General features: G+C 69.2%; 13 protein-coding genes. 7 read left to right on the top strand and 6 right to left on the bottom strand.

Annotated elements, in window-relative coordinates; genetic code table 11:
• Positions 1-38: 38 nt before the first annotated feature.
• Positions 39-305: a hypothetical protein gene (locus tag MED01_RS27640; RefSeq protein WP_238671485.1), complete on the top strand. Its 267-nt coding sequence runs from the start codon at positions 39-41 to the stop codon at positions 303-305.
• Positions 302-565: a hypothetical protein gene (locus MED01_RS27635; protein WP_238671448.1), complete on the top strand. Its 264-nt coding sequence runs from the start codon at positions 302-304 to the stop codon at positions 563-565. Before MED01_RS27640 ends, MED01_RS27635 begins: the two co-directional genes overlap by 4 nt.
• A 63-nt stretch (positions 566-628) precedes the next feature.
• On the opposite strand, the gene MED01_RS27630 is transcribed toward MED01_RS27635, so the two are convergent.
• Both MED01_RS27630 and MED01_RS27625 read right to left on the bottom strand, forming a co-directional pair.
• Positions 629-3,424, bottom strand: coding sequence for a TIM-barrel domain-containing protein (locus MED01_RS27630; protein ID WP_238671447.1), 2,796 nt, complete (start codon positions 3,422-3,424; stop codon positions 629-631).
• Between the two features lie 258 nt (positions 3,425-3,682).
• Entirely contained in the window at positions 3,683-4,153 is a 471-nt protein-coding gene (locus MED01_RS27625; protein WP_238671446.1) for a hypothetical protein, read from the bottom strand.
• A gap of 93 nt (positions 4,154-4,246) precedes the next feature.
• Here MED01_RS27625 and MED01_RS27620 point away from each other — a divergent pair, with 93 nt between their 5' ends.
• Positions 4,247-4,387 carry a hypothetical protein gene (locus MED01_RS27620; RefSeq protein WP_238671445.1) on the top strand — a complete coding sequence of 47 codons (141 nt, stop codon included), beginning with the start codon at positions 4,247-4,249 and terminating at the stop codon, positions 4,385-4,387.
• 48 nt (positions 4,388-4,435) lie between these two features.
• Here MED01_RS27620 and MED01_RS27615 read toward each other — a convergent pair whose 3' ends face one another.
• Positions 4,436-5,365 (bottom strand): expansin EXLX1 family cellulose-binding protein, encoded by a 930-nt coding sequence (locus tag MED01_RS27615; protein ID WP_238671444.1) that lies wholly within the window; start codon positions 5,363-5,365, stop codon positions 4,436-4,438.
• A gap of 263 nt (positions 5,366-5,628) precedes the next feature.
• Here MED01_RS27615 and MED01_RS27610 point away from each other — a divergent pair, with 263 nt between their 5' ends.
• Positions 5,629-6,438, top strand: a complete 810-nt coding sequence (locus MED01_RS27610; protein ID WP_308193571.1) for a class I SAM-dependent methyltransferase — start codon at positions 5,629-5,631, stop codon at positions 6,436-6,438.
• On the opposite strand, the gene MED01_RS27605 is transcribed toward MED01_RS27610, so the two are convergent.
• Positions 6,439-7,041, bottom strand: coding sequence for a TetR/AcrR family transcriptional regulator (locus MED01_RS27605; RefSeq protein WP_238671443.1), 603 nt, complete (start codon positions 7,039-7,041; stop codon positions 6,439-6,441).
• A 119-nt stretch (positions 7,042-7,160) separates the two neighbouring features.
• Here MED01_RS27605 and MED01_RS27600 point away from each other — a divergent pair, with 119 nt between their 5' ends.
• The 3 genes from MED01_RS27600 to MED01_RS27590 all read left to right on the top strand — a co-directional run bounded on the left by MED01_RS27600 (position 7,161) and on the right by MED01_RS27590 (position 10,321).
• The gene (locus MED01_RS27600) at positions 7,161-7,997 is read left to right on the top strand and encodes an SDR family oxidoreductase (RefSeq protein ID WP_238671442.1); all 837 of its coding nucleotides are present in this window, start codon (positions 7,161-7,163) and stop codon (positions 7,995-7,997) included.
• A 155-nt stretch (positions 7,998-8,152) separates the two neighbouring features.
• Entirely contained in the window at positions 8,153-9,379 is a 1,227-nt protein-coding gene (locus tag MED01_RS27595) for an epoxide hydrolase family protein (RefSeq protein WP_238671441.1), read from the top strand.
• Positions 9,380-10,321, top strand: a complete 942-nt coding sequence (locus MED01_RS27590) for a redoxin domain-containing protein (RefSeq protein ID WP_238671440.1) — start codon at positions 9,380-9,382, stop codon at positions 10,319-10,321. It abuts the gene before it with no gap.
• Here the strand turns inward: MED01_RS27590 and MED01_RS27585 are convergent.
• Both MED01_RS27585 and MED01_RS27580 read right to left on the bottom strand, forming a co-directional pair.
• Positions 10,308-11,192 carry a transglutaminase domain-containing protein gene (locus tag MED01_RS27585; RefSeq protein WP_238671439.1) on the bottom strand — a complete coding sequence of 295 codons (885 nt, stop codon included), beginning with the start codon at positions 11,190-11,192 and terminating at the stop codon, positions 10,308-10,310. The genes MED01_RS27590 and MED01_RS27585 overlap by 14 nt on opposite strands.
• 188 nt (positions 11,193-11,380) lie before the next feature.
• Complete coding sequence (locus MED01_RS27580; RefSeq protein WP_238671438.1) at positions 11,381-11,971, bottom strand: GrpB family protein; 591 nt, start codon at positions 11,969-11,971, stop codon at positions 11,381-11,383.
• Between the last annotated feature and the right edge of the window lie 129 nt (positions 11,972-12,100).

The following is a 12,100-nucleotide window of genomic DNA, read 5'->3' as shown; positions in this document are numbered from 1 at the left end:
CCGGGCGCGTACCCGTGGGGTTTGTGGTGATCGGAAAGATGAAGGCCGGGGACGTGGTCTGTCTGACCACCGCGGCGAGCGTGCAGTTCCTGCGCCCGATCTTCGTGCGCGTCATCCGCGAGTTGCCCGAGCGGCACACGTACCACGGGTGGGTCTGGATTGAGGGCTACGAGCTGAACGCGGCGGGCGACGCGGTCGCGCAGCGCGAGTTGTACGTGATGCGTACGGGCGTGCGATTGCAGGCCCTGCCCGTCACACCGACCAGGCCGGCCAAACGTCGACGACATCCGGTGCGGGTCGGATGACCGCGCGCCCTCGCCCGCACCTGCCGATGCGCCCGGCGTGGCTGTGCCGCAACTGCGCCGCGCCCTGGCCGTGCGGCCCGGCTCAGCTCGCTCTCGTGACCGAGTTCTACGGCCATTCGATCGCGCTGGCGTTCTATCTCGCCGCATCGATGCAGGAGGCGATCGACGACGTGTACGGCCTGGGGCTGCGCCCGAACCCGGCCGCGATGCACGCCAGGTTCCTCGGCTGGCTGTCGCTGGCCCGCCGGCCACAGCGATAGCCAGGAAACGAACCGGCCGGGCGGGGTTGCCCCCACCCGGCCGGCGTCTTGATCCCTGAAACGTCAGTGCTTCTTGAACACCGGCATGGTGTCCAGCGTGGTGGTGATGTTCTGCGTGGTGCCGCCCCGGTACGTCTTCCCGGTGAAGATGTCGGTCCAGGTGTTGCCCGGCGGGAACCACACCGACGTGGTGGCGGTGCCGCCGGGGGTCGTCACCGGTGCTACCAGGTAGTCCGGGCCGTAGAGGTACTGGGAACCGGCGGTGGCGTACGCGGCCTGCTCGTTCGGGTACGCGAGGTACATCGAGCGGACGATGGGCGTACCCGTGCGAGTGGCCTCCTTGGCGGCGGCGTAGGTGTACGGCTGCAGTTCCTTGCGCAGGTTCAGGAACTTCTTGGCCGACGCGTTCGCCTCCGGGCCGTACTGCCAGGGCAGCCGGTCGCTGTGGTTGGAGTGCAGCCTGTCGATGGGCTGGAACGTGCCGAACTGCACCCACCGGGCGTAGAGGTCGTCGGGCAGTTTGGTGCTGCCCGGTTCGGTGCCCGGCTCCTGGAGGCCGCCGGTGTGCCCGCCGATGTCGTGGCTGACAGCGGCCAGCCCGGTCGCCGCCGACTCGCCCGGCGTGTAGCCGACTTCCATCTGCAGTGTCGACCAGTCGGAGGTGGTGTCGCCGGTGAAGTGCAACGTGGTGCGCTTGTCGGCCCACGGTCCGGTGGACACCGGGGTCGGGCTGCTGTATCCGCCGGCCTGCAAGGAGCCGTACGCCCGGGAGAACGCGAAGCCGGTCTTGTCGGCGTACTGCTTGTTGATCCACGCGTCCCCGGTCACGCCGGCGAGCGACGACTTCGTGTTGTCGCAGCACCAGTCCAGCCACCACAGGTCCGGGCCCTTGCTGCCCTTCGGGATCATCCCGTCGTGCAGCTGCATGTACGCCTTGAGCTGGTCCGGGTCGCCGAAGTCGAAGGCGTAGCAGTCGGGACCGCCGTTGCAGCCGACGCGCTGGAGCTTGCCCTTCGCGGTGGCCTGCGCCTGCGCGAACTTCGGGTCCGAGCCGAGGATGCTGGGGTGGATGTTGATGCCGGTGTGCAGGCCCTGCTTCTTCGCCCAGTCGAAGAACGCCTTCGGGTCGGGGATGCGGGTGGGGTCGATGCTCCAGCCGTTCCACTTGTCCGGAGCCTTGACGTCGGTGTCGAGGACCAACACGTCCAGCGGCACGCCCTCGGTCTTGGCCCGGGTCACCAGGTTCTGGAACTCGGTGGCGGTGCGGTCGTAGTACTCGGAGTACCACACCCCGTACGCCCACTTGGGCAGCAGTTTCGTGGGCCCGGTCAGGGTCGACAGGTCCTTCAGAGCGCGGGTGAAGTCCTGCCCGTACGCGAAGACGTAGCCGTCCTGCTCGGCGGCGGGCCGCGGCTTGGTGGTGCTCAGGGCCGAGGCCGAGTCGTCGAGCAGGTACCAGCCGTCCTGGTAGAGCAGGCCCGGAGCGGTGAGGGCGGAACCGGTCACGCCGTCCAGGCCCCGGCGGTAGCCGCCGAGCGGCGCGTGCGGGGCGAGCAGCGGGGAGCTCTTGCTCGTGACGGCGACAGTGTCGACGTTGACGTTGCAACTGGCGTCCGTGGGGCAGCCCAGGACCACTGTGTTGGTGCCTCGGTTGAGGTGGACCGGGACGGAAACGGTGTTCCAGTAGTCCCATCCGCTGGTCGGCGGAAGGGTCGCCGTGACCGGCGCCGCCGTTCCCGCCGTGACCGACATGGTGCGCGTCTGGCTCGGCTGGGCGCCGGCCCGGCCGTTGGCGTAGCGGATCTGCACCTGGTAGTCACCGGCGGACGGAACATCCGTCACTGTCAGCGTGTCGGCTGAGCTGGTGCTCTCCAGGCCGGCCAGGAATCCCGTACCGGATGCGCCGTTGTGGTCGTTCGCGGGCCTCGCGCCGCCGGTCAGCGCGCCGGTCTCGGCCTCTCCCAGCGTGCCGAACCGCAGAGGCTGCGGCTGGGGCGGGGTCGGCGCCGGGAACGAGTCACCCGGGTTGACCACCGCGAGACTGTCGACGTTCACGTTGCCGGAGTCGTTGGGACCCCGCACGATGCTGATCTCGTGCCGGCCGGCGGTGAGGTCGACCGGCGCGTTGGCCAGGCCCCAGGTGTCCCAGTTAGCGGTGGGCGGCAGTGTCAGCGTGTGGCCGGCGTCGCCGTCGACCTGAATCGTCAGGGTGCGGTCCACGTTCTGGCCGTCGCCGCCGGTGCTGTTGGCGTAGCGGACGGCGAACTGCTTCGTGCCGCCCTCCGGAGCGTCGAGCGCGAACGTGACCGAGTCGCCGGACGAGGCGAAGCCGGCCGCGAAGCCGCGTCCGGTGAATCCCTGGTGGTCGGTGGCCACGCCAGGGCCGTTCAACTGCAGCGATTCGGCCTCGCAGAGCGCGCCGAACGCGCAGGCCGGGGCGGTGTGACCGGCCCAGGGTTGGCCCTGAACCGTCTGCTTGCCGGCAGTGAGCCGCACGGTGAGGTTGTCGGCGGTGAACGCACCCGAGCCGACCCGGTACCGCAATGTCATCGCGCCGGTGTCGATGGTGAGCCAGCCGTGGTCGACGTGCTTGGTGAAACGCGTACGGGGGAAATCGTCGCGCCCGATGGCGTTGAACGTGGCGGCGTCGGTGAACCTGCCGTCCTTCTGGTACTCGGTGCGGATCAGTGTCGGGGACAGCACCTCGAAACGTGCGTCACCCGACCGTACGGCTCCGTCTTGCCCCCGGTGGTGGCTGGCCTGGGCCGGCGCGGACGGAGCCAGCGCCAGCCCCGTGATGAGAATGCCGACTGCGGCGACTGCTGTCGCGCTGCGGCGCGGTGAGTTCCGATAGAGCAAGGTGCGCTCCTCGTCTCAAATGGAGGAAATGAGTCGATGACAACGCTGTCACTCGCTCGAAACGCATGTCAACGGGCCTCCGAGGGTGTCGCTTCTCTCTTTCCCGTACTGCCAGCGGCTCAGACGTACGGGGACCAGGGCTCGGGCTGTTCGGCGTCCCAGCCCAGCTCGTCGAGTGCGCGGTAGGTCAGCCCACCACGCGCATCGAAGCTCTCCGAGATCATCGCCGGATGGTACGACGGGGCACGGCGGCGGCAGCTACCAGATGTGCGCGCGTTCGTCGATGAACCGAGACGGTTCCCCGAGGAAGGTGTTGGCCGGGACTGCGCCATGTGCCAGGTTGAGGGTGTCCAACCGGTAGAACGTGGCACCGCCGTTCATCCCGGCGAAGCGGTAGTTGATGTGCCAGCGCAGCCATTCGCCGCGGGCGAGTCGTACCGAGGGCGACCGGCGGTGACGGCGCGGCGCGCCCCAGGCCGCGGCGATCAGTTCAACCTGGAGTTGACCAGCTACCAGTTGGAGGCGCACGTCGCTCCGGTACGGCGGGCGTGTCAGTTCCTCGCGCGGCTCGAACCCCACGGCCTCCGACATCTTGATCTCTTGAACGAACGGCGCCGCCCGTTCCGGCAGGACGAACGACACCGGTACGGCGTTACGCCGGGTCGCCTCGGCGCCGCCGCGCGAACGCTTCGTCCACGAGGTACGAACCCACTGCACCACGGCATCCACCCGGCGATGCTCGGTCGCTACGGGTCCTGACGCAACTCGGATTCACACCAGCTCCGGTCCGGCGCACTGTCGACCCGTCTGCGGCTTGACCTCGTGCCGGAAACGGCCGTCGTGGGGCCTGCCCTGATCATCACCGCCGTCGGCATGTTCGGCGTGTGGATCTTTTATGGGGTGTACCGCGTACTGGTGCTGCTCAGGGCGCTACTGACGATTGTCGGGCGCGCGTTCCGCTGAGGCGGATTCCCGTCGTACGCAAGGCTGCTTGTCGCCGCTGCGGCTCGGTCAGCAGCGGGGGCGGTCGAGCGGAGCGGCGGCACCCGCGAGCGCTTCGACTGTCGCCGTCGGTGCGGCCGACTCCGTCGGCGTCGGTGCGGGCGCGATGGTGGGGCTCGGCGGGGCCGAGGGTGAGCCGCTGGGCGTGGGGGAGGCGCTGGCGAGGGTGGCCGTGCTGCGTTGCACCTGCTTGGTGAACAGGCGGATGCCGGTGGCTGTCGCCTGGCGTCCGTACACGTCGGTGACCCTGATGCTGTACGGCCCGGGGCCGATCCCGCCCTCGATGGTCCAGTGGTTGTCGCTCTGCCGGGCGGCCTTGCGAAAGCCGCCGCCGGCCCCCTGCGCCTCGACCGAGCGGAGTGGGTTGCCGTGGTTGCCTACCTGCACCGCGAACCAGTATTTCGAGGCGCCGCCCTTCATGCGGAAGGTGAGCCCTCCGTCGAGCGGTGGGTTCACCACCGCCCGGTACGTCACTGACGCGATGCCCTGCGACCGGTCGGCGATTTTGGTGAACGCCTCGGTGGAGAGGTCGATCTTGCTGGGTCCGCAGCCGCCGCACTGGTCCATCACCATGACCCGGACCTTGCCCTTCGGGCCGCTCACCTCCAGGTAACTGCCGCAGGCCGCCGATCCGGAGTACTGAGATGCGCCGACGGCCACGTAGAGCCGGTCCGCCGGCGGGCCGGGGAAGGAGCAGTTGCCGCCCGAGCGGCCCGCGTCGTAGAAGCTGGCCTTTCCCTTGTGGACGGCGTTGCCCGTCGGCGGCGCGGCGCAGGCCGGGGCGGCGCCACCCCGGACGGCGAGGGTGATGCCCAGGACGGCGGCCAGGGCGGTGACCCCGGCGCCGGCCACCCAGTGCCTGACCCGCCGACCCGACCGAGGTGTGCCGTTGTCGCCGGCCGGGATGTCGTTGTCGGGGGCCGTGCCTGGTGCCGTCACGGCGCCTGATGTTGCCGCACCGTGCTGTGGCAGCGCAAAGCCGTCCCACCGATCGTTACTCGCCGGATCGGCGTGGCCGCAGTCCGTTGAGAGCGCCGGTGGCGGCGACTAGGTTCGTCATCGTCATCGCGGTGGTGCTTCTGACCGCCGCTGCCATCCTGGCCCACGTTGCCTGGCGCCGGCCGCGACCTCCGCTTCCACTCCGCCACGCGGGCATGTCCTGAGAAGTCGAACCAGGTCACCACCGAGGAAAGGGGCACGAGGTGAAGCACTCCATCTCCGATGTGCAGGAGTACCTCTCACTGAAGCCGCTGACCACGCGGATCCAGACACATCAGCGCTACAGCGAAGTCCCGGACGACGTCGAACGTACGGTCCGGCAGGCGGTGTCGCTGTCCAGGGACGCGGATCTGCTCGATGTCGGCTGCGGCACCGGCACCTTTCTCCGCAATCTCGCGGAGCGGGGCCATCGCGGCCGGCTCGTGGGGCTGGACACCTCACCGGCGGCCGTACACGCGCTCTCTGACGCCGCAGGCGTGTCGGCGCAACTCGGCAACGCGATGAACCTGCCGTATGGCGCGGCGGCCTTCGACGTCGTCACAGCGCGCCACATGCTCTACCACGTTCCGGATGTGCGGCGGGCGTTGGCCGAGTGCCGGCGGGTGCTCAGGTCGGACGGAGTCTTCGCGGCCGTGGTGAACAGCCCCGGCACGACACCTCGGGTGTGCGCGCTCGTCGCCGAGCTGGTCACGTCGGCGGGGATCGACATCCCGGTCGTGCCCAACTCGCGGGTCAACAGCGACAATCTGCCCGAGATGATCGAGTTGACCTTCGGCGCGGTCGCCGTACACCGATTCGACAACGCCCTCGTCTTCGACAGTCCGGAGCCGGTCATCGCGTTCGCGGCGGCCCAACTGTCGTTCTACGGCGTCGAGCCCGACTCGGCCCTGCGCCCGGAGTTGACGCGAGCCATCGGCGCGAAGGTGCGCGCCTGGTTCACCGCCGAGGCGGGGCCGTGGCGCGACCCCAAGGGCTACGTGATCTGCACGGCGCGTCAGGGTCGGCAGGGCTAGTCACTCGCCGGACCGGCGGGGGCGCAGTCCGTTGAGGGCGGTGGCGACGACGAGGTCGGCGTACTCGGCGGTGAGCGGGCCGCTGCGGTGCAGCCACCGGTTGAGTATCGGCCCCCAGATCATGTCCACCGCCACGGCGAGGTCGACGTCCTCGGCGATCTGGCCTGCCCGCTGGGCGCTGCGCAGGCGCTGCCGCTTCGCCTCCTTCAACGGCCCGTCCAACCGTTCGGCATACGCCGCTGCCAGCACGGGGTCGAGCGCGATCTCGGTGGCCAGCGCGCGCATCGGTTGCTCGTACCGGGGGTCGTTCATCTCCTCGACAGTCGCGTGCAGCACCACTGTCAGGTCCGCCGCCAGGTCGCCGGTGTCCGGCAGCGTCGGCGGACCACCCTCGGTGGCCTCGCTGAGCATGAGGAAGGCGTCGAAGATGACAGCGCCCTTCGACGGCCACCAGCGGTAGATGGTCTGTTTGCCGACGCCGGCCCGCGCGGCGATGCCCTCGATGCTGAGCTTCGCGTACCCCATTTCCTGAAGCAGGTCGAAGGCCGCGGTGAGGATGGCGCGTCGGGAGGTCTCTCTCCGGCGGGCCGTGTTGGGCGTCATGGGCAGAAGGATATCAGCCTACGAGACGAACCGTCTCGTCTTGACGGCGATGCTGTGGCGGCCCTAGTCTCGGCACATCACGAGACGGACCGTCTCGTCTTGAAACGCTTGGAGAACACATGCGTACCTGGTTCATCACCGGTGCCAGCCGCGGCCTGGGCCGCGCCTTCGCCGACGCCGCGCTCGACCGGGGTGACCGGGTGGTCGCCGCCGCCCGCACCATCAACCAGGCCGACTTCGACGAGAAGTACGCCGACCGGCTGCTGGCCCTGACCCTCGACGTGACCGACCGCGCCGCGGTCATCGCCGCCGTGACCACCGCCGTCGAGCACTTCGGCCGGCTCGACATCGTCATCAACAACGCCGGCACCCTGTCCATGGGCATGATCGAAGAGTTCACCGAGGCCGAGGCGCGCGCCCAGTTCGAGGTCAACCTCTTCGGCGCGCTCTGGGTCAGTCAGGCAGTGCTGCCGCACCTGCGCGCCCAACGTTCCGGCCACATCGTGCAGGTCTCCAGCATCGCCGCGCTCGCCGGCTTCCCGAGCACCGGCCTGTACAGCGCGAGCAAGTTCGCCCTGGAGGGCATGAGCGAGGCGCTGGCGATGGAGGCGGCGGCCTTCGACATCACTGTCAGCATCGTGCAGCCGGGCGGATACTGGACCGACCTCTACACCAGCGTGCGCGCCACCACCCCGATGGACGCCTACGCCCCACTGCGTGCCGAGTTGGAGCGCCAGTGGGCGGAAGGCTCGATCGACAGCGAACCGCGGCTCGCCGCCGACGCGCTGCTGCGCCTTGTCGACAGCGACGAGCCGCCGCTGCGGCTCCTGCTCGGCAGCATGGTGTACGACCTGGCGTTCGACATCGCCCGTCGACGGATGGACACCTGGGCGAGCTGGGAGCAGGTCAGTCGCGCCGCCGAACACGCCGTGGCGGCCCCCGGAGCTGACACGTGAGAGGGCTGCTCGTATCGCCACGAGCAGCCGGTGCGGCGTTCTAGGCTCCGAGATATGGCGGCGGCGTGCCCATCGTTGGCACACAAGTCCGGGCAGAGCCTTTCACCCATGATTTCTCCTCGCGAGGCGCAAACCGAGACGGAGAGGAAACACGCATGGCTGTCACAACCAAGACTCGTCCGGGCACCACGGAGATTCGGCCTTTCTCGGTCGACATTCCGCAGGCCGACCTCGATGACCTGAAGAGGCGCATCAAGGCCACCCGCTGGCCGGACAAGGAAACGGTGGACGACCAGTCGCAGGGCGTGCCACTCGCGACCATTCAGGCCGTCGCCCGCTATTGGGAAAAAGAGTACGACTGGCGCAAGGTCGAGGCGCGGCTGAACGCCGTACCGCAGTTCATGACCACCATCGACGGAGTGGACATCCACTTCATCCACGTGCGCTCGAAGCACGAGGAAGCGCTGCCGCTCATCGTCACCCACGGGTGGCCGGGCTCGGTGATCGAGCAAATGAAGATCATCGAGCCGCTCACCGACCCGACGGCGCACGGCGGAAGCGCGTCGGACGCCTTCCACCTGGTCATCCCGTCGCTGCCCGGCCACGGCTTCTCCGGCAAGCCGACCGAGTCCGGGTGGAACCCGCAGAAGATCGCGACCGCCTGGACCGAGCTGATGAAACGGCTCGGCTACAACAGGTTCGTCGCGCAGGGCGGCGACTGGGGTGCTGTCATCGTCGACCAGATGGGCATTCAGGCGCCCCCGGAACTGCTGGGCATCCACACCAACATGCCCGGTGCGATCCCACCCGAGATCGACCTGTTGTTCCAGGGCGACACCACCGGCGCGAACAACGCCATGGGCTCGCTGCCAGCAGGGCTCTCCGACGACGAAATGCGTGCCGCCGAGGAAGCCAACTACGTCTGGAAACACGTCGCCTACGCCCTCATGATGGCGACACGTCCGCAGACGCTGACCGGGCTGGCGGATTCTCCGGTCGGCCTGGCGTCGTTCCTGCTCGACCACGACGCGAAGAGTCTGGCCCTGATCTCGCAGGTCTTCGACGGGGCCAAAGCGGGCCTCACCCGCGACGACATCCTGGACAACATCTCGCTCTACTGGTTGACGAACACGGCGATCTCCGCGTCCCGGCTGTACGCGGAGAACAAGCTCTCGTTCTTCGCCGCCAAGGGCGTGAAGGTCCCGGTCGCCGTGAGCGTCTTCCCCGACGAGCTGTACGAGGCGCCGCAGAGCTGGGCCGAGCAGGCGTACTCCAACCTCATCTACTACAACAAGCTCGACGTGGGCGGGCACTTCGCGGCCTGGGAACAGCCGAAGATCTTCTCCGAAGAGCTTCGTACCGCCTTCCGGTCGCTGCGCTAGATGGGCGTGCACCTGCCCCCGCTGAACGGGGCGGCCGAGTGGCTCAACTCCGAGCCACTCGGCCCCGCCGACCTGGGTGGGCGCGTCGTCCTGGTCAACTTCTGGACGCTGACCTGCATCAACTGGTTGCGCCAGGAGCCGTACGTGCGGGCCTGGTCGCAGGCCTACAGCGATGACGGGCTGGTCGTCATCGGGGTGCACACGCCGGAGTTTCCGTTCGAGCACGAGGTCGACCGGGTGCGCCGCGCGGTGGCGGACCGATCGATCGACTACCCGGTGGCGGTCGACAACGACTACACGATCTGGAGCGCGTTCGACAACCACTACTGGCCGGCGCTCTACTTCGTCGACACCGACGGCGTCATCCGCGACGAACACTTCGGCGAGGGGCGCTACGAGCAGTCCGAGCGGATGCTCCAGCACCTGCTCGGCATCGAGCGCGAACCCGTACCCGTCAAAGGGATCGGCCCGGAGGCAGAGGCCGACTGGGACAACCTGCGCACGCCCGAGACGTACCTCGGCTTCAGTCGCGGCGAACACTTCGCGTCGCCGAACGGTCCGGCGCTCGACGAACGCCGCGCCTACCAGGTGCCGGAGAGCCTCGGCCTCAACCAGTGGGCGCTGGCGGGGGAGTGGACGATCGGGTCGGACAACGTCGTGTTGGACCGGGCCGGCGGCAGCATCGCCTTCCGGTTCCACGCCCGCGACGCGCACCTCGTGCTGGCCGCCGGGGTGGGAGCGTCGATTCCGTTCCGGGTACTCCTCGACGGTGACGCTCCCGGCCCGTCACACGGCGTCGATGTCGACGAGGACGGCAACGGCGTACTCCAGGACGGCCGGCTCTACCAGCTCGTCCGCCAGGACGGCCCGGTCCGTGAGCGGACCCTGGAGATCACGTTCGGCGAGCCGGGTGCCCAGGCGTACGCCTTCACCTTCGGCTGATACGCAGATCGACAGTGCGCACAGTGCCGGAGACCGGTGAGAAGCTGCGTATTTGAGCGCCGGGACGCAGGCGAGTGTCGGTCGCGTACCTTGCGGCGAGCGCCTTCTCCGCCGCCTCGTCGCCGTCGTCGGCTTCGAGCAGCAGGGCGGCGATCTCATCGGCGAGCGTGAGGTCGGCGGCGGCGAGGTCGTCGGTCATCGCGCCGAAGCTGTCCCACAGCAGCAGCTCGTCCTTCAGCCGATGGGCCAGTTCGTGCAGGACGTAGTTGTAGATGAACCAGGCGCCGTGGACCGGCAGGCCGGGGGCCACGCCGTAGACGTCGGGATCGATCGTCCCGGCCCGGTACGCCGACCACACCCGCGCCGCCGAGTCGAAGAGCCCCGCCCCCGGGTCGATGTCGTAGCCGTCGAACCGCCAGTCGCCGGCCGGGTCGAGCTCCGGGTCGGCCCAGACCCAGCGCTCGCCGTTCCAGTACTCCATCACCACGTGATCGTGGTGCCAGCCGGGAGTGAAGTAGGAGGCGAAGCCGACCCGGCTGCGGCTGGGAATGCCGTGCTGACGGAGGATCGCGATCGATAGCAGCGTGTGGTCCCGGCAGCAGCCGGCCACCCGGTCCACGGCCGGGCGCTCAGCGCTCAGCGGCAGGGGAAAGCGGGACTGGTCGGTGTCGAGGACGCGGTCCACCCAGCGGTGGTTCACCTCGTCCAGCCGGTCGACAGGCAGGTCGACGCCGCCGGCCCGGTAGTGGACGATCACGTTGCGGGCGGTCGCGGCGACTGTGGGGACGTCGGAGGCCACGGCGTCGAGGAGCCCGCCGTGCCGCCCGGGGTCGCTGTAGGGGGAGTGTCCCCGGTAGTCATCAAGGTCCATGGAGCCAGTCTCCAGCCCGCCACCGTGTCAGGGTCAAGGCGCTTTTCCGGACAATGTCGACTGCCCGGCCGGCGGCCGGCGGCGGCCGGCCGCCGGCCCGCGGCCCGCGGCCAGATCTTGGACAGTTTCCGTTAGCTGATAACGGAAACTGTCCAAGATCTACGTGTTGCCGCCGACTGCGCGGGGCGTCAGGCGGCGAAGATGCGCGCGTAGATCTCGTCGATGACGTCGTTCTTCGCGAGGCTGTAGTCGCGGGGCTGGTGCGCGGTGTCCCGGGCGAGGCGGCGCTTGGCCGCGGCGTACCGCTCACGGTCGTGCGGATGCGAACGCAGCCAGTCGCGGAAGAGCCGGTGCCGGACGGGTTCCGGCGCACCCGGCGGCCAGACGTGCAGGTTGACGTCCTCGCCGGGGCTGACGAGCATCCGATGCCCGTGCCACCAGGGCTCGCGCAGGACGAGCCGGTACCCGAGCCGCTCCAGCGCGGGGAGGTAGGCGGCCTCCTCGGCGGTGTCCTCGACGATGAGGTCGATGTCGATGATCGGCTTGGCCGCCAGCCCCGGCACCGCCGTGGACCCCACGTGTTCCACAGCGAGGGCCAGGTCGCCCAGCGCCTCGACGATCGACGTGCGGAGGGCGACGAATCGCTGCGCCCAGGCCCTGTCGTACTCCTCGATGACGACTGACGCCCAGGTCCGTGGCGGCTCGCCGACCAGGCCGGCGTCGACCTGCTCGGGGGTGCCGTGGAAGCGCTGCACGACGTCCTGCGGATACTCGGCCACGTCGACCTCCTCGGGAAGCAAAGCTACGACATGACGATCGGTGCGGCCGCACCCGACCGATGCGGGCATCGGATGTCGGGTGGGCCACCGGCCCCGCGACCTAACGTCGGTGCTGGAAAGGGAAGGAGG

The sequence above is a fragment of the Micromonospora alfalfae genome (genome assembly GCF_022230925.1).
GTDB classification, from domain to species: domain Bacteria; phylum Actinomycetota; class Actinomycetes; order Mycobacteriales; family Micromonosporaceae; genus Micromonospora; species Micromonospora alfalfae.
The sequence above is the reverse complement of the archived record's forward strand: the minus strand, read 5'-3'. Positions and strand labels throughout refer to the sequence as shown.